The organism is Brasilonema sennae CENA114 (assembly GCF_006968745.1).
GTDB lineage: Bacteria > Cyanobacteriota > Cyanobacteriia > Cyanobacteriales > Nostocaceae > Brasilonema > Brasilonema sennae.
On record NZ_CP030118.1, the window covers coordinates 7,217,228 to 7,234,318 of the forward strand.

The 17,091-nt window shown below is 40.2% G+C and carries 16 protein-coding genes; 11 read left to right on the top strand and 5 right to left on the bottom strand.

The window, feature by feature from the left end; all coding sequences use genetic code 11:
- Positions 1-8: 8 nt before the first annotated feature.
- A complete protein-coding gene (locus DP114_RS30045; RefSeq protein WP_169266934.1) occupies positions 9-434 on the bottom strand; it encodes a glycosyltransferase in 426 nt (141 codons plus the stop codon).
- Positions 435-972: 538 nt separating this feature from the next.
- On the opposite strand from DP114_RS30045, the gene DP114_RS30050 reads away from it, so the two are divergent.
- The 4 genes from DP114_RS30050 (at position 973) to DP114_RS30065 (ending at position 5,122) form a co-directional block, all read left to right on the top strand.
- Positions 973-1,887 carry a hypothetical protein gene (locus tag DP114_RS30050; protein ID WP_171977865.1) on the top strand — a complete coding sequence of 305 codons (915 nt, stop codon included), beginning with the start codon at positions 973-975 and terminating at the stop codon, positions 1,885-1,887.
- Positions 1,884-2,951, top strand: a complete 1,068-nt coding sequence (locus DP114_RS30055) for a hypothetical protein (protein ID WP_169266931.1) — start codon at positions 1,884-1,886, stop codon at positions 2,949-2,951. The genes DP114_RS30050 and DP114_RS30055 overlap by 4 nt, the downstream gene beginning before the upstream one ends.
- Positions 2,952-3,124: 173 nt before the next feature.
- The gene (locus DP114_RS30060) at positions 3,125-3,799 is read left to right on the top strand and encodes a response regulator transcription factor (RefSeq protein WP_169266932.1); all 675 of its coding nucleotides are present in this window, start codon (positions 3,125-3,127) and stop codon (positions 3,797-3,799) included.
- 90 nt (positions 3,800-3,889) lie between these two features.
- Positions 3,890-5,122: a sensor histidine kinase gene (locus tag DP114_RS30065; protein ID WP_171977866.1), complete on the top strand. Its 1,233-nt coding sequence runs from the start codon at positions 3,890-3,892 to the stop codon at positions 5,120-5,122.
- Between the two features lie 20 nt (positions 5,123-5,142).
- On the opposite strand, the gene DP114_RS30070 is transcribed toward DP114_RS30065, so the two are convergent.
- Together DP114_RS30070 and DP114_RS30075 are read right to left on the bottom strand one after the other, a co-directional pair.
- Positions 5,143-5,592 carry a DUF2127 domain-containing protein gene (locus DP114_RS30070; RefSeq protein ID WP_171977867.1) on the bottom strand — a complete coding sequence of 150 codons (450 nt, stop codon included), beginning with the start codon at positions 5,590-5,592 and terminating at the stop codon, positions 5,143-5,145.
- Between the two features lie 178 nt (positions 5,593-5,770).
- Positions 5,771-6,265, bottom strand: a complete 495-nt coding sequence (locus DP114_RS30075) for a PepSY domain-containing protein (RefSeq protein WP_169263283.1) — start codon at positions 6,263-6,265, stop codon at positions 5,771-5,773.
- 223 nt (positions 6,266-6,488) lie between these two features.
- Here DP114_RS30075 and DP114_RS30080 point away from each other — a divergent pair, with 223 nt between their 5' ends.
- From DP114_RS30080 to DP114_RS30100, 5 genes are all read left to right on the top strand, one after another.
- Positions 6,489-7,346 (top strand): COG4705 family protein, encoded by an 858-nt coding sequence (locus DP114_RS30080; protein WP_246162896.1) that lies wholly within the window; start codon positions 6,489-6,491, stop codon positions 7,344-7,346.
- A 183-nt stretch (positions 7,347-7,529) separates the two neighbouring features.
- Positions 7,530-8,228, top strand: a complete 699-nt coding sequence (locus DP114_RS30085) for a phosphatase PAP2 family protein (protein WP_171977868.1) — start codon at positions 7,530-7,532, stop codon at positions 8,226-8,228.
- A gap of 119 nt (positions 8,229-8,347) precedes the next feature.
- Entirely contained in the window at positions 8,348-9,025 is a 678-nt protein-coding gene (locus tag DP114_RS30090) for a response regulator transcription factor (RefSeq protein WP_171977869.1), read from the top strand.
- 4 nt (positions 9,026-9,029) lie between these two features.
- Positions 9,030-10,319, top strand: a complete 1,290-nt coding sequence (locus DP114_RS30095) for a sensor histidine kinase (protein ID WP_171977870.1) — start codon at positions 9,030-9,032, stop codon at positions 10,317-10,319.
- Positions 10,320-10,492: 173 nt separating this feature from the next.
- Positions 10,493-11,650: an acyltransferase family protein gene (locus DP114_RS30100; protein ID WP_171977871.1), complete on the top strand. Its 1,158-nt coding sequence runs from the start codon at positions 10,493-10,495 to the stop codon at positions 11,648-11,650.
- Positions 11,651-12,439: 789 nt separating this feature from the next.
- On the opposite strand, the gene DP114_RS30105 is transcribed toward DP114_RS30100, so the two are convergent.
- Positions 12,440-14,464, bottom strand: a complete 2,025-nt coding sequence (locus tag DP114_RS30105; protein ID WP_171977872.1) for a KAP family P-loop NTPase fold protein — start codon at positions 14,462-14,464, stop codon at positions 12,440-12,442.
- A gap of 376 nt (positions 14,465-14,840) precedes the next feature.
- On the opposite strand from DP114_RS30105, the gene DP114_RS30110 reads away from it, so the two are divergent.
- Positions 14,841-15,530 (top strand): phosphatase PAP2 family protein, encoded by a 690-nt coding sequence (locus DP114_RS30110; RefSeq protein WP_171977873.1) that lies wholly within the window; start codon positions 14,841-14,843, stop codon positions 15,528-15,530.
- 86 nt (positions 15,531-15,616) lie between these two features.
- Positions 15,617-16,450, top strand: coding sequence for a 1,4-dihydroxy-2-naphthoyl-CoA synthase (gene menB, locus DP114_RS30115; RefSeq protein WP_169267916.1), 834 nt, complete (start codon positions 15,617-15,619; stop codon positions 16,448-16,450).
- Positions 16,451-16,769: 319 nt separating this feature from the next.
- Here the strand turns inward: menB and DP114_RS30120 are convergent, their stop codons facing one another.
- Entirely contained in the window at positions 16,770-17,069 is a 300-nt protein-coding gene (locus DP114_RS30120; RefSeq protein ID WP_169267915.1) for a hypothetical protein, read from the bottom strand.
- Positions 17,070-17,091: the final 22 nt, after the last annotated feature.

Sequence of the window (17,091 nt, forward strand, 5' to 3'; positions counted from 1 at the left end):
GGGACATGTCAAGTAAACAACGGCGGCATGATTGACAAAGTGGATATTCTAGGAATTCCAGTTTTCTCAGCCACGAGGCTCGCCGGACAGGCAAGAGGGTGTGTCACCAGTAAGTCGGCTTCTCGTGCAGCCTCCATCAGGTCATAGTATGTTGCCCGTAAATGGGGCATCGTTAAATAGCTGATGCCATAATCAAGAACCTGTTGAGACTCTGACAGCAACTGGATGAACTGTCCTACTTGTTCAACATTGATATACCCATCAGGTCTAATTGCACAAAACTCAATCCCTTCCGATTCAATCATCTGGCGAAAAATCTCGCTGGTTGCTATTACAGCACGATGTCCTCGTGCGTGTAATTCAAGAGCTAGAGCAATAAAGGGAAATACATCCCCAAAAGAGCCACTGGTAGCAAGCACAATATGTTTGCTCATTGTTTTACCGTTCTGGAAATTGGAGATGACGTTGATGAATTGATTTGTCATATTTGACTGACACCATTTTTAGAAATGAATTGTCAATTGAATTATCAGATTGAATCATGATTTCAATGGCAAGAATTCTATTTATTCATGAATTCTATCTTTAAATTTCAACTCAAAATAATCATATTTTCTTTAAAATTATTTAACAATAATCAATACATTTAGCATAAAAAAACATGTTAAATGTATTGATCTAATTTGTGATTTTTGAAATTGTAAATAAAAAAATTATTCTAATTCGATTATTTATACGTATGATTCAAACTGTGAACTCAGAAAATAATAATCCGAAATAAATGGCTTGCTCTTGAGTAAGTCGGCGTGAAAAAATCAACCTATTTAATGAAATGTTAAATCTGCAGATAGCTTGAAAATAGGTTATTTCACAGTTTTTTCAACAATTAACATACATTGGTTTTATTATGCTGACTTACCTAACATTGTGAGCTGCGCTGCATGAGTTCGTCCAGAAAGGATGATATCCAAGATGGTTCCGAAGTTCGACGGGGTAAGGAGACTTTACACCATTGGATCTGACGTACAAAAAATAGGGCAGACTTCTGTTTCTCCTATCTTGGCAGAAGTTATCAGCTCCAAATTCGGTGAAGCTGCCGATGCTCCAGCTCTTAGCCGCCCAAAGGGCGATCGCTGGTTTGCTGGAATTATCTTGGGACTGGCACACACTTCACCGAAATTTGCCACCACCTTAAGTGCGATCGCCTCAACTGAAATCTCTCACCTAACTCAAGATATCTCAATCCCAACACGACACAGCGAGTACGCAACAGGTGCAACTCACACTCTCATAACCACACTACCAACTCTAGATATACTTCCAGTCCGTTGGTTAGTGGTAGAACTGTTGGTTTTGCTATCTCAAAAAGGTGACGAGTACGCCCAAACCGAAGCAGGGGGGCAATTATTGCAGCAACTCAAACCTACTCGCTTCTTTAAAAATGGAGTACTTGCCTTTAACTGTGCGCAAGTTCCTCGTTGGTTAGCCATCAGTCATGAAGCAGCCGAAGCCTATAAAACTTCTGCTAGTCCTCAGATAAAGCAAGGTTATTTGCTTGATGTGGGTGAACAGTGGTTATGGAGTTTGATGCCAACAGACTTAAATCTCAGTCAACTCAAAAGTGACATCTCGGTATCGGGTGCTACTACAGACACTTTTGTGGCATCTTTGGGCATAGATGCAGAACGTTGGTTTAGTTGCGTTGCTTTGGGACTTGCGTTGGTATCGCCAAGAATTGCTGAGGTTTTGTCTGCGATTGTGCCAGGTAAGGTTCCCTCTGGCAGCATCGCCACAAGCGTTCCTGTCACAACCGTAGTTTCTCCACCACCATCTGAACAAACAATACTCGACTCGGTTCTCCAAGAAGAAGGATCGCTACAGCGATGACTATTGACGAACAACTGTTATCTCGTGTTGAAGCCTTACGTATTCCTTTGGATGATCCCGACTTGCCCATCGACTGGAAAGACTGGTATCACTTCCTTCTTTGGGATCTACAGGGAAAAATACGGATACTGGTGAACATAGCGCTGGTGGGAAGACCAGAACAGGGAGAGATTCAAGTCAGTTTTTTGATTAATATAGCTAGCGACCTGCTTCCTGCAGAATACCACATTGATATTCCCATAGCAACATTTGGTACTGCCTTGAGTTTGGAATGGCAACCCGACATGGTGCGCCAAAACCCCTTGCGGATTTTCGGAAACGGACTCAACCTAGAAATTAACGGCAAGCACTCGACGCTAGAAGTCCGGGACGAAAGAATGCAATTATCGATTCGTTTTCAAGGCGAGGCACAAGCCATGCCCTTATTAGTTACTGAAGATTCACCCTTTGGTAGTGGTTTCATCGGTTGGGGTTTAGTACCAGGTTTACAGGTTATGGGAGAATTATCTGTAGGCGGACAAAGCTTCAGTATCGACGAGAATTGGTTTAGCTATCATGACCGCAACTTTGGTCGTTTTCGTTGGGGTGAAGATATTGGGTGGGAATGGTTTGTCGCTTTCGCCACTTGTGATGATGGTCGGCAAATAACCTTAGTTTTAGACCAACGTACCAACAAAGACCATTCTAGCAAAGGCTTACCCTATATTTTTGTCTATATTGGTAACGAGTTAACCAAAGTTTTTATGGGTTCTAGTTTATACATTAACTGGGAATGGTCGCCTTCTGCTGTCACGCCTGTGCGTCTCCCTGGAATTATGGCTTCGCTGTTTGGCGATCGCGCCATCAGAGTTCCTCAAGCCCTGCAAGTCGAAGCTGCTGATCAACAAGGTCGATTGCTACTCAATGTCCAATTTGAAACGATAGCAGAGTTAGTTGTGCCAGACAATCAAGACCGTCAATATACTTTCATTGAGGAAGTCACTGGCACAGTTGAAGTTAGCCTTTTTCTACAAGGAGAAACTCTACAAGCAAAGGGATTACTTTATGGAGAATACGTACTTTAACCCTAGTAGCGCCTCTAGGCTAAAATGTTAGGTATTTCTGACTTTTGAGCCGAGGAATGAGAGCAATGTCCTAGATTCAATACCTGAGAGTTGCTGGTCGCTAGACATCGGACTTGACAATATACATACTTACCCAGTTTTGTCAAGCCCTAACAAGTTAGAAGTGGGTCATTATGAGAATTTTGATAGTTGAAGATGACGATCGCATTGCCAAGCCATTAGCTGAGTATTTAAGACGCCAACACCATATTGTGGATATCACAAGCGATGGAATTGAGGGCTGGGAATGGTCTCAATCAGGGTTATACGAACTCATTTTATTAGATTTAATGCTCCCTAAATTAGATGGAATTACTCTGTGTCAGCGTTTACGTGCGGCTTCATCTAACGCTCTCATCTTAATGCTGACAGCACGAGATACAACAGGCGATAAAATTATTGGACTCGATGCTGGTGCTGATGATTATTTAGTCAAGCCGTTTGATCTAAAAGAGTTAGCAGCACGCATCAGGGCTTTAGCTAGGAGAAGTCAAGAGATTCGCCCACCGATTTTAATTCACGGGGAAATGCAACTCGATCCTGCTACCCAACAGGTTACTTATGCAGGGGATGCTCTATCATTAACCCCTAAAGAATACATGATATTAGAATGTTTTTTGAGAAACCCAAATCAAGTTTTGACTCGTTCGGCAATCCTCGATAAACTGTGGGAAATTGATAAATCTTCTGGAGAAGGAAGTATCAAAACTCATATCACCAATTTACGGAATAAACTCAGATCTGCTGGAAGTTCAGAAGACTTCATCGAAAATATTTATGGTATTGGTTATCGTCTCGGTCACAAGTAAAATAATTTAGTAGAAATCTTTGGTCAGTTTTTCACAGTTAAAGCAACAAAGCTCTCTGCTAGTAACTGATAATTTAATAGTCACAAGAATGTGTTTCAAAAAATTCGGTATCGGTTGTTATTGTCTTACTTAGTGGTGTTCGCATCGCTGCTGGCAATATTTGGGATCGCAGTCCGAGTTGCTTTCACTCGCAGTCTGACTCAACAAACAACAAATAGACTCATAGCCATAGGACAAGGTGCGGCTGCAAATGTAGAGTTTGAAAAAGGTCACCTGACAGTAGAAAGTGACTTTCGTCCACAAGACTTAATAACTCGTCATCAAGCATTGCAGTGGTTTGATATTCAGGGAAATTTGATTGCCCAACAAGGAGAAACTGTCTTAACTTTACCCTTGTTACCAAGCAAAATGGTGCAAATTCAGACTGATAAAGTTCCTATTCAAGCAGTGACTATACCAATTATTGGTAGCGATAATAATCAACTAGTTGGGTATGTCAGAGTAAGTCAATCTCTAGAAGAATTTGAGGAAACCCTGGAAAAATTGGACTGGGGATTAGGCGGTGGAATTATTATAACTTTGGTTCTTAGTGGAGTTGGGGGAATTTTACTAACTCGTCAAGCGATGCAGCCAATTGAGGAGAGTTTTCAAAGACTCAAACAGTTTACTGCTGATGCTTCCCACGAACTACGCAGTCCGTTAATGGCAATTAAAATTAATGCTGATTTGGCGCTAGAATACCCAGAAGAAATAGGAGCAAAAGAGGTAGAAAAGTTTCAGGCGATCGCCAGCGCTACTAACCAGATGACTCGCCTCACAGAAGACTTACTATTCTTAGCACGCACCGATAAAGTTCCGAATCAAAATTGGGAGACTCTCAATTTAACGTCTATTTTAGAGAACTTAGTACAACTGTATAAACCTCAAGCTCAAGCCAAGCAAATTAACTTGATATCTCAGTTGAGCGAAAATCTTTATTTGATGGGTGATTCAGTTCAATTGACACGGCTATTTACGAATTTAATTGAAAACGCCCTTTATTACACACCATCATCCGGTGTAGTTGAAATCAAAACTAGTCGTGTCGCTTCCCAGCTTTATGTGAACGTGCAAGACACAGGTGTGGGAATTGCGCCAGAACATATCGACAAGGTTTTTGAGCGCTTTTGGCGAGCAGATCTGTCTCGTTCTTATTGGGGAGGTGGTTCTGGTTTGGGGTTAGCGATCGCTCAAGCCATTGCTCAAAATCATGGTGGATTGATTACTGTCACGAGTCAATTAGGAATTGGTAGTTGTTTTACAGTACGCTTACCAGCTTCTTGACTATCAAGACTTGATAAAATTTACTTTTTATGCTTCATAAAATGACGCAGCAAGTACCAGAAGACAGCTAAATTCAAGAAAAGTACTATGAACTTTAGTATTGTAATTCCTTTAATTAACTCAAAGATTTCTGGAGGGATACTAATGCCAACAAGTCCCACAACTAACAGTGTTGCCCAAGATTTTTCATACCACAAACCAACTGCTTCAATTGCAGTTACAATAGCATAAACCCCAATAGCTATTCCGCTGAATTTCAGTTTTGTTGGACTTATCTTCAGAATTTTATCTATGAGCAATTCAATAATTGTCATTTTGGTTTCTAAAACATAAGATTCTGAAAAATCAGCTAAGTTTTGGTAATTTTTTAGTGCTAATAGCAAGGCGATAGAAGTAACAGCTAAGAGTGAAGCGACAAAGGTCTTGTAAATGACAATTGCTAATAAACCAGGTGGGCGCTTATTTTTCACGTAACCTCTTCAAATTGTTTAATATCTACTTGATTCTAATCCCAATTATACAAATAAGGGATTGTGAAGGTTATCTTCAACAATCCCCATGTAGTTGATGTTTTGTTAATACGCGCTACAGCAGTATTTTACTTAACTTCTGGTGCTTACAACTGAGATAGTGTAAATTTCAATTTCCCTACTTACCATCATCATTAGTTTCACCATCGCCATCACTGGTTTGCTGAACTTGAATGCTACTTTTGGGGCGAGTGGCTTCATTCTTATCGTCTTCTTGATTGGCATTCTCAGTGTAGAGAACCTTAGCATTACCAGCATCAACTTTAATCTCTTGCTGGGCAATTTCTACAGCATAAACTAAGTTGCCATTTTCATTTTCGAGTTTGACGCTGCTAGCTTTACCTCCTACAGATGTTTCAGCTGCTTGCTGTGCTTGTTGTGCTGTAATTTTAGCTAGAGGTTGTAATTTAGTTGCTTCTTGCTGTTCTTGTGCATCGTCGTTGGTTTCACCATCGCCATCACTAGCTTGCGCAACTTGGGTAACACTATGATGCTGACGCACAATTGCAACTGGAGATTGTGGTTGTTTTGCAGACACAACTCGCGATAATCCAGCAAGTCCCAAAGTACCAAAAAAAGCTGTTGTCAAAATGATTTTTGTTGAAGTTTTCATAGTTGTAGAATACCTTTCATTCTGGGTTTGTCTTTTCACGGTATGTAAGAAAAGTTCAGAAATAGTCAAGATTGGTTGGAGTTAACAAAATTCAATATCAAATCGTTAAATCAAGTAAGAATTAGAGATTTAAGCAATTTTCTATTCATCTATCAAGGGTAAATTCCGCTTGAAATAAAATCTTGACTTTTTCTTGACCTTTGGTGTGTATAGTGCAATCACTATGAACTCCAGTTATGAAAAAAACTTTTCTCTGGTTCTATTGATGGGAGTGTTTTTAAGTACTATTTTTTATTGTGAAAAAGAAATGAACAAAGTTGCAAAAGTCACAATTTTCTTCTGGATCATGAAGATCATCGCTACGACGCTTGGTGAGACAGCTGGTGACTTCATCTCAATGTCTCTTGGGCTGGGGTATTACATAGCGTTTGCCGTAACGTTCGCCATTCTGGCTATTTTCCTGTTTTTTCAAATTCAATCCGACAGATATCGTCCAGTCCTTTATTGGGCGGCTATCATTGCGACAACCACAGCCGGAACCGAAGTTTCAGACCTGATGGATCGATCTTTCGGATTGGGCTACGCAGTGGGATCGCTCATCTTGGTAGCCGGTCTGTTGAGCGTTCTTGCCATCTGGTACTATCGAGATCGGGATCTGAGCGTTTATCCGATTATGAGGAAAGACGCAGAGACCACCTATTGGCTGGCCATGGTGTTCTCCAACAGTTTGGGAACGGCTTTTGGTGACTTTCTGACAAGCAACTTGGGACTGAGCTATATCCACGGCGCATTCGTGACGGCTAGCGTCATTGGTGTTGTCATCGCGCTTCACTACCTAACAAAGTTGAGTGATATTCTCTTATTCTGGCTCGCGTTTATCTTCACGCGACCCTTCGGAGCCACCTTCGGAGATTTTCTTACCAAACCAGTCAAAGATGGCGGTCTATCACTGCCAAGGGGCTATGCTTCGGCGATCGCCTTTATCCTGCTTGCAGTTGTCCTATTCTTTTGCGTGCGAAATGAGAAAAAAAGTGCGTCATATCAAATCCGGGTAAATGCACATGGTATAAAAAACCCATAAGCATTATAAATTAAGGGTGAAGGTTTGTGGGAACTGCGTGCAATCAACAGGATTTGATATCAGCCACTTGAGTGATGCATTTAAGCAGATAGATGATTCACCCCTCATCCTCGGAATTGTAGGTTTGCTAAACCTTCCCCTTCTGATTTTTGGTTTTGCTGAAACGATGAATGACATTAAAATATGCTCCGAAAAATTTCAACTTTCTGGTTGCGTTATATACATCCTCGTTTGGCTCCTTTAATTGCCACAATTGGTATTGTTGGACTTATTAGTTGTCTGCTTATCCTTTTTGTTTTAGCAAACTTAGCTGAAGAGGTTTTAGAGCGAGAAGCTTTTGCATTTGATACGACTTTTCTGTTATGGCTACATCAGTTTGCTAATCCAACTCTAGATAATTTAATGCTGGCTATAACGAGTCTTGGTAGTTCAACGACAGTAGTAGTAGTGGCAGCATTGACTTTAGGAACACTTTGGTGGCGACATTACCGAGTCGAAACATATATTTTTGTGCTTACCTGTTTAGGAGGGTTAATTTTAAATAGAGGGTTAAAGTTATTTTTCTCTAAACCTCGTCCGCAACTTTGGACTCTTTTGATTTCTGAGAAGTCTTTTAGTTTTCCCAGTGGTCATGCATTAGGTTCTATGGTACTGTACGGTTTTATTGCTTATATACTAGCTACTCATTATCGGAAATTTTCACAGATAATCTACACTTTAGCAGTTATTTTAATTGTGGCAATTGGTACCAGTCGGCTGTATTTAGGAGTACATTGGCCGACAGATATAATTGCAGGTTACGGTATTGGATTTTTGTGGTTGATGATATGTATCACAATGCTGAAGCTACAGAGATTAAGGCAGGGACAGTCTCTTGATTGAAAAAGCTAAACTTGATTGATCGGTTGTGGTGGGATGAAATAGCGCATATGTTCGTTCTCGTAACACTGTTAATATAGAACTACATTGTTTTTGGCTAGTGAAACAACAGAAAGACAACTGTGAAAATTCTCTTGGTGGAAGACGATGAGCGGATTGCCCTAGCACTAGCAGAAGCGTTAACTGACCAACATTATGTGGTTGATATCGCGTCGGATGGTCAAGTAGGGTGGGAGTTTGTAGAAATTTTTTTCTATGACTTAATTGTATTAGATATAATGTTACCTCAGTTAGATGGTATCAGCTTTTGCCAGCAGTTGCGTAGAAGAGGTTATTCTATGCCAATTATAATGCTGACAGCTAAAGATACAAGCACTGATAAAGTTATGGGGCTAGATGTAGGTGCAGATGATTATGTGGTCAAACCCTTTGATTTACAAGAGTTAATGGCTCGAATTCGCGCTTTGCTGCGACGTGGAATTGCTATTTTACCTCCTGTTCTAGAATGGGAAGATTTGTGTTTAGACTCTAGTAAACTTGAGGTGACATATAAGGGAAAGTCGATACATTTTTCTCCAAAAGAATATCGAATATTAGAGTTATTTATGCGTCATACTCATCGAGTGTTTAGTCGTAGTGAAATTATTGAGCATCTTTGGTCTTTTGAGAAAATACCAGGAGAAGAAACAGTTAAAGTTCACATTAAAAGTTTACGTCAAAAATTAAAATTAGCTGGAGCATCTACTGATTTTATCGAGACAATCTACGGCTTGGGTTATCGCCTCAAGCAATCTTCTTAAGTTTATGTTTCAGGTTTTACGCTGGCGGCTTCTACTTTCATATATAAGTGTTATGGTGGTGATTTTGGGAGTATCCACTGTAGTTGTTTATGAGTTTGTTGCCTACAAACTTTATCAAAAACTAGACCGCCAGATGATTACATTAGCAGATGCTGCTGCTCATAGTTTACTAACAATTAAGGCTGATGCAAAAGCGATTTCGCGTAGAACTCCTCGGAATTTGGATTATGATCAAGATTTAGATATACCTTGGCAAGATTTATACAATAATCATCAAGGTGTAGAATGGTTTGATGGCAATGGTCGGTTATTGGGTCATGCAGGTCGTTATATTCCTCACATTCCATTTAATCCAAATACGAAAGTTTCTCAACACAAAAAAATTCGCAGCATTATTATTCCTGTCTACTCCGCTAGTTTTATTCCAGAAAGAAAACAACTACAGGGATATGTGCGGGTAAACGAATCTATTGAAAATTTGCAAGAAGAACTTGATAGGCTATTATGGGGATTCAGTTGTGGAGGACTCATTGCTGTTATTTTAACTGGGGTTAGCAGTTGGTGGTTGACAAGACGATCCTTAAAGCCTGTTGAACAAAGTTTTCAACAATTAAAACAGTTCACTGCAGATGCTTCCCATGAGTTGCGAAGTCCCCTTACAGTTGTGAAAACCTCTGTTGAGGTGATGATGAATCACCCAGAACGAATTCACCCCAATGATGAAAAGAAGTTGAAAGCGATCGCAAGTGCTACTAACCAAATGACTCGTTTAGTAGAAGATTTACTCCTGTTAGCAAGAACTGACGCCACACAAACGCTAACTTTTAAGTGGGTATCAATTCCCCTAGATGAACTTTTAGAAGATTTGATGGATTTACTGCAACTACAAGCAGATGTTAAGGGAATCATCCTCAAGTCAGAAATACCCGAAGAGGTGTTTGTTAAGGGGAACCCTGTTGAGTTAAAGCGATTATTTTCTAATCTCCTAGAAAATGCTTTGCAGTATACACCAACTGGAGGAACTGTAAGTGTCAGGGTAATTAGACGAGATCGCTTTGTTTTTGTTTCTATCAATGATACTGGTATTGGTATTGCCCCAGAAGATATTCCACTAATTTTCAATCGCTTTTGGAGGGCAGAGAAAGCCAGAAGTCACAGAGAAGGAGGCTTGGGCTTGGGATTAGCTATTGCTGCTGCGATCGCCCATGCTCACAGTGGAGAAATTACTGTCAAAAGTCAAGTTGGCGTTGGTAGTTCTTTTCAAGTACGTCTGCTTGCTGTTTTGAAAACATAGTGAGCACAGAAATTTGTTCAGATATTAACCATCTTTCCGAGTTTTTTACTTTTCACATCTAAAGTAGCTAGTACTGCTTTGCGAAATTCAAAAACCATGATTGTTCTGTAGCTTTTAACAAAAGTGGGAAAGGGTTAGCAAATTCCGTTTACCTGTACTAGAACAGTAACAGAATGAATCCGTTCACTGAAAAATCGCCTCGTCAAAAGTTGCATCTTCATTACCTGGATGGCTTACGAGGAATTGCAGCTTTGTATGTGGTAGCCGTACATATTGAACCATCTCTAGGAGAAAAGTTACCTAGATTTTGGTTACTTTTTCAAAATACACTGAGATATGGTGCATTCAGTGTTGTTATTTTTATTGTCCTTTCTGGCTATGTTCTCATGTTGCCAGTTACACGTTCACAAAGTGGTTTTGTTTCTGGTGGTTTACTTGAGTATTTTAAAAGGCGATCACGTCGAATTTTACCACCTTACTATGCGACTCTTTTGGGATGTCTATTACTCGCATTTGCAATATTCTTGCTAGAAAAGTTTACTAATTTTCAATGGGATGAGGTTGCCGGAAAAGGTCCATTTTTTCCCTACTTTTCATTGATCGATGTGTTATCCCACCTGTTTATAGTTCACAATTTTACTGGTAGTACATACATGACTATTAACCCACCAATGTGGAGTGTGGCTACAGAGTGGCAACTCTATTTTTTATTTCCACTTTTACTACTACCCATATGGCGACGTTTCGGGTTGCTAGCCGTCGTTATGACCGGCTTTGGTTTAGGAATATTACCATTTTATATTCTGAATGATTTTTCAATGGCAACCAGTTCTTGGTTCATTGGCTTATTTACCTTGGGGATGGCTGCAGCAGAAATTGGATTTTCTCAAGAACCTAAGTTAATAGCTTTTAGAAAGTCTTTACCGTGGAGTATGATGGCAATAATTTTCGCTATTGTTGCCTTTATAACTGAGTGGAAAAGACTGGGATTACCGATATGGATTGGTCAGAGTTTTTTTGGTTCTTCTGCAGCTTGTTTATTTATTTACTGCACTCAGTTTGTGATTTCGGGCAAAAAGTTACCTCATGTTTTAGGGGTAGTTGAGCATCCTTGGGTAATTACATTGGGCGCATTTTCTTACAGTCTGTATCTCACCCATGGACCAGTCATCACCATGCTACGTTACTTTCTTTATACTCTAAATATGACGCCCTTCATGTTTGCGACAACATCTTACTTAATGGGTGTAGTACTATCCCTACTCATTGCTTATTGGTTTTATTTAATTTTTGAGCGACCATTTATGTCCAACTTCAATCGTTGCAAGTGAGATTTTGAGGTGATTTGTTTACGGCGAACACGTAGTGTGCGCTTGCGCTTACAGAATGACATTCAGGATTTTTTGACTTTTGCAAGAAGTCTAGTTATTGGGACTTTAGAAAATTCGGACTGGAAAAGTACCTGAAATCCTTGGCAGATAACGGAACTTAAACATTTCTGAAGGAGAAACAAGCCTCAAACCCGTACAGGGTAAGCCACTCCTGCGGTCTTTTTACCTTGATTATCTTGCGTTACCCTTCTTACTGGAGTTTAGATGATTGCCATTTACATTTAGAGTTTAGACTAAGCAGCAAGAAATGACCTAGCAGTGCTGAGTTCATGAAATATAGCAACAGACATATCGTTTAGGACATCGTATTTTGATTAAGAGGGAACAGGGAACGCTTAACAGGGAAATGTCCTAACAATTGTGGCGACTGCTATACAAGCTTGAAGCAATCTATCCAAATGTCAGATAACAAATTATTTGTCGTCTTAACAAATTAATGTCACTAGGCAATTATATGCCAAAACGAGGTGTATCAAGGATTAACCCGTACAGTATATATACTTTGTCTTTGTATTTTTAGTTAAAAAACCCGACATCGCTGGAATGTCTGCTACATCAACTGAAAATTTAAACGACATTAATTTGTTAAGACGATAAATAATTCGTGAATCGACATAAGGAATTGCGATAAGCCCTTTGGGCGGCGAGAAAGCTGGAGCATCGCCTTCTCCTTCAAATACGTTACGCCCCAGAATGCCTGTGCGCAGAACTTACGGCAGTGTTCCTTGCCTAATCGCTATCAGAAACTGAAGGACTAGCTTTTTCAGAACATTCTGCGTTTTGTGCCTGCTTTCTTTTAGCAACAATTTCTTTCAGTTCTTTGAGATGTTGTGTACTAATCAGCCCTTCATCTTGAAGATTAAATATATCTGAGGTGTACTCACTTTGTTGCTCATTTAAATTTTCTAATTCTTTTGTAATTATTGACAATGCTTTTCCTTGACTCATTGAGGTTTTTAACACTTCAAACCGTGTCGCTTCATCAAGACGACATAATAACCGTAAGATGATACGACGAATTCTAATTTCATTCCCAAAATCAAAAATTGTGGTATGAGAATCATCTTCAGAAAGTAACAGTTCTTCTCCCACATCAAATAAAGCTTCCACAATTGAGGTAATGCTAGAGGTAGGAATTTCTTTTATTGCGCCATCTTCAAGTTTTTCTAAAAATGCCCGAACTTGAGTTGTACCATCAGGACGTATTTGCTCAGACAGTTCTATAAGTTTTTCTCCAAATGCCTTGGCATCATAGGCGCAAGCAAGAATGGCTTGGATCTGAGTCTTAGATAAATCAGCTTCTGGTAAAGTTAAACGGAAGTAGATAGGAAATATTTCTGGACAGCATACACGGTGTTGCTCTCGCCACATTAATTTTTGTTCCTTATTACATCTGTTTCCCCAAACAGCTTGTAATTGAGGAAAAAGAATTCTGAGCAGAGTTTGAACAGGTTGCTTATCTTGTTCTCGCAACTGAGCCAACCAAGAATTATGAAAATTTTTCAATTCATCTAAGGAATAATTGATTGGCTCTATAAAAGCATCTTTGTTTTTGCGAATTATGTTATGTACCATTGGATGAAAAACCCGTAGTGATTCTAAAGCAATAAAATCTACTGGGTTCACTTCGCCTTGCACTACCGGATATGTCATTGTTAAGGTGTCAGTTAGATGAACAATGTCGCGGAGGTTAGTAATGAAGTGGTCTATTCCTTGAAAGTAAACATTGCTCCAATAGGTTTGATCAAATAGTTGAGTGACTTCTGTGGCTGGATTTTCCACGTCAGCTTCCTCCAAGTCAGGAACTTCTTGAGGTTCTGATTGTTCCAAGTCGGCGCTGAGATCTCTGTTAGCAGACGGCTGATTCGAGTTAGGGCGATGCTTCTGCAGCGAGCCGTCCTTTGAGCGATAGCTAGCCCCTAAGGGGGCGCTGCGCAAACGCTGCTGCGCGGAGCGCAGATCGCCATCCTTTGGTGTTGCAATTAGAACACTATTAAGTTTTTCAAAAAATAGCCTGCGAAGTGAAGTTTTATCTGGAGAAGGTAACTCAAAAGGAACTTGAATAGTTTTCTCCAAATATGCTTCTGGTGATATCTCCTGAGTTTCGCAAAGTGCTTTACTAACAACTTCTTTATCAAAAACCAGAAGATAGACAACGTTACGAAAATTTGGAATTGCTTTAAAAATGCGAAATAGCTGCTTAATATCTTCTATGGGAAGCCTATCAATATCATCAATTGCAACGACTATTCGCCGCTCCAGCTGCACCACTATATTTTCGAGTTCTTCTTTTAACTCGGAAGCTTCCTTTGATTCATCATCCAATAATGTTGCTACTGCCATGCCAGCTTGAGCGTAAGGGAGGGGAACTTGAGAAACAACTTTAGCAATATCGGCTATTCGCTCTCTCAAGCCTTTGGGCATATATTTTACAGAGGTTAAAACGCTGTGTAATTGGTCAAAAAAGCGTGTTGTAATGTCTTGGTTTCCAGTAAACAACCAAGCATTAAAATGAACGACGATTGGTTGCTCCTTATCAGGCTTGTGTTTAAGACAATGAACTACAAAGTTCAACAGTGTCGATTTGCCGGAACCCCACGAACCGTACACTGCAATCACAAACCCTTCACTCAGGCTCATTTTGCAAATACTATCTGCCAAATGCTTGGCGAAAGGCGCGTATCCTAGTCGGTCTTTTTCTGGTTCGATGAAGAAGTCATCTTGCTGATGGTTATGAGTTTCAGTTTGTGCCATAAGAAACTTTTTTGAGATTTATTCTCATCGTGGCACATATATTAGGTAGGACTACGCCATCCTAAGATAGAATTCTGTGCTTGACGCAAAGCGTCAAGCGTATGCGCAAAGCGCACGCTGCGCGCCGAGAGTGCCTGTCCGCAGGACTTACGGCTTATCGCTTAAAGGGCGGTTTCCGTACATATCATAGGTATGCGTATGCCTAACCAAGGATGTTCTTACAAAACCAGACGAAAAAGGTGGCCTCGGTTTTGTTACTATCGGCTCATCTATAGTCCTTATGTCAATACTTGGAGTCTGCTGTATTCTGTTCACAACTCTAAACCAGATAAGACTAAGTGTGGCCGGGGCTTCTAACGATGAATAATATTAAAGTATGCTCCGACAAATTTCTCATTTCTGGTTGCGTCATATACATCCTCGTTTGGCTCCCTTAATTGCCACAACTGGTATTGTTGGACTTATTAGTTGTGTGCTTATCCTTTTTGTTTTAGCGAACTTAGCTGAAGAGGTTTTAGAGCGAGAAGCTTTTGCATTTGATACGACTTTTCTGTTATGGCTACATCAGTTTGCTAATCCAAGTTTAGATAACTTGATGCTGTTTATTACAAATATTGGTAGTCCTAGGACAGTGGTTACGGTTGCAGCAGTTACTGTCTTGTTACTTTGGTGGCGACGTTACCGAGAAGAAGCAAAAGTTTTTGTACTTGCTTGCTTGGGAGCATTTATTTTAAATACACAACTGAAGTTATTTTTTTCTAAACCTCGCCCTGAACTTTGGCATCAGTTGATTTCGGAAAAATCTTTTAGTTTTCCTAGTGGTCATGCACTGGGTTCTATGGTTCTATATGGTTTTATCGGTTATTTGCTAGCAATTCACTATCCTAAGTTATCCAGAGTAATTTACAGTTTAGTAGTTACTTTAATCGCAGCCATTGGCATCAGTCGCTTATATTTGGGAGTACATTGGCCTACAGATATTATTGCAGGTTATGGAGTCGGTTTCTTGTGGTTGATGACATGTATCACGATGTTAAAACTGCAAAGATTGAGGCAGTTGAAATGATGCTTTAGAAATTACACATCGTAGCGGAGTCCTCCCGACAGCTCCTGATAGAATCTTTAAGCTGATACAAGTGATTCTTTCTCGCCATGCAAACTAACTGGCAAATAGCTAAAACCTACGAAGACATTCTCTATCACAAAGCAGATGGCATTGCCAAAATTACTATCAACCGTCCTCACAAAAGAAATGCCTTTCGTCCTAAAACTGTTTTTGAACTATACGACGCCTTCTGCGACGCCCGCGAAGATACTAGTATCGGCGTTGTCCTATTTACTGGTGCTGGTCCACACACTGATGGTAAGTATGCTTTCTGTGCAGGAGGTGACCAAAGTGTGCGAGGACACGCTGGCTATGTAGACGATGATGGTGTACCACGTTTGAACGTGCTGGACTTACAACGCCTGATTCGTTCCATGCCAAAAGTAGTTATTGCCCTTGTTGCTGGGTATGCAATTGGTGGAGGACACGTCCTGCACTTAATTTGTGATCTAACTATTGCGGCAGATAACGCCATTTTTGGACAGACTGGTCCGAAAGTAGGTAGTTTTGATGGAGGTTTTGGTGCTAGTTATCTTGCCCGCATTGTTGGACAAAAAAAGGCGCGAGAAATCTGGTTTCTCTGCCGACAGTACAATGCACAGCAATCACTAGAAATGGGTTTAGTCAATTGCGTTGTTCCAATAGAACAACTTGAAGCTGAAGGTATCCAGTGGGCGCGAGAGATTTTAGAAAAAAGCCCGATCGCCATTCGTTGTCTCAAAGCAGCATTTAACGCTGACTGTGATGGACAAGCTGGTTTGCAAGAATTAGCAGGCAATGCCACCTTACTCTATTACATGACAGAAGAAGGACGAGAAGGAAAACAAGCTTTTCTAGAAAAGCGTCCACCGAACTTTCATCAATATCCCTGGCTCCCCTAAAAATATAAAAACTCGCAAAAATCGCACCTTTGATAAAAGGTGCGATTTTTTGAGTGTTCAGGTTTTTTGAAGACCTATAGATATTAAAAGCGAATTTTATTTTTGAAATTTATCAAATTATCCAACTTTGTCCAAATTCTCCCTTTCAGTTTTTTACCCTATGTATGTCACTTCCACAAAGTAAACTCTGAAATGTTCGCGCTTTATACGGTCTAGGTCTTATTTGTCTTCCACAAAAACAGGTGTGAACCAATTCGCCCAAAACAGCACTAAAAGGGTGCTTCTACAATTTGACTTTTCCTGTTTTGGCAAAAGAAAGCTATATTAGTACAGCCTCAGCTTTCGCCTTTTCAAAAGAGCAGGGAGCGGCTGTTTCCTCAACGGGATCAAGGGCTGGGTTGTTTAAACCTGAAGCCAAGACTAATGTTGCATCTGACAAACTCCAAACATCTTCTAAATTTTCCCAAGAAGGAGCGAACGCTGGGATCGCCAAAGAACAAGCCTTCCAACTTCCTCGAACTGGTGCTCCCAACTGTTGGCAGAATCCGCCGCGACGTCCCTCTATATCGTAATAACGACAATGTTTACAGGCAGAAGTCAATGATTTTATCTGTTTCATATTTAATGCCTTTAGTGCCGTT

Excerpts from the sequence above, each read along its gene's own strand:
- DP114_RS30055 (WP_169266931.1), top strand. The coding sequence starts at position 1,884 with ATGACTATTGACGAACAACTGTTATCTCGTGTTGAAGCCTTACGTATT.
- DP114_RS30045 (WP_169266934.1), bottom strand. The coding sequence starts at position 434 with ATGAGCAAACATATTGTGCTTGCTACCAGTGGCTCTTTTGGGGATGTA.
- DP114_RS30120 (WP_169267915.1), bottom strand. The coding sequence starts at position 17,069 with ATGAAACAGATAAAATCATTGACTTCTGCCTGTAAACATTGTCGTTAT.
- DP114_RS30105 (WP_171977872.1), bottom strand. The coding sequence starts at position 14,464 with ATGGCACAAACTGAAACTCATAACCATCAGCAAGATGACTTCTTCATC.
- DP114_RS30075 (WP_169263283.1), bottom strand. The coding sequence starts at position 6,265 with ATGAAAACTTCAACAAAAATCATTTTGACAACAGCTTTTTTTGGTACT.
- DP114_RS30060 (WP_169266932.1), top strand. The coding sequence starts at position 3,125 with ATGAGAATTTTGATAGTTGAAGATGACGATCGCATTGCCAAGCCATTA.
- DP114_RS30100 (WP_171977871.1), top strand. The coding sequence starts at position 10,493 with ATGAATCCGTTCACTGAAAAATCGCCTCGTCAAAAGTTGCATCTTCAT.
- DP114_RS30050 (WP_171977865.1), top strand. The coding sequence starts at position 973 with ATGGTTCCGAAGTTCGACGGGGTAAGGAGACTTTACACCATTGGATCT.
- DP114_RS30095 (WP_171977870.1), top strand. The coding sequence starts at position 9,030 with ATGTTTCAGGTTTTACGCTGGCGGCTTCTACTTTCATATATAAGTGTT.
- DP114_RS30085 (WP_171977868.1), top strand. The coding sequence starts at position 7,530 with ATGCTCCGAAAAATTTCAACTTTCTGGTTGCGTTATATACATCCTCGT.
- DP114_RS30110 (WP_171977873.1), top strand. The coding sequence starts at position 14,841 with ATGCTCCGACAAATTTCTCATTTCTGGTTGCGTCATATACATCCTCGT.
- DP114_RS30080 (WP_246162896.1), top strand. The coding sequence starts at position 6,489 with ATGAACTCCAGTTATGAAAAAAACTTTTCTCTGGTTCTATTGATGGGA.
- menB (WP_169267916.1), top strand. The coding sequence starts at position 15,617 with ATGCAAACTAACTGGCAAATAGCTAAAACCTACGAAGACATTCTCTAT.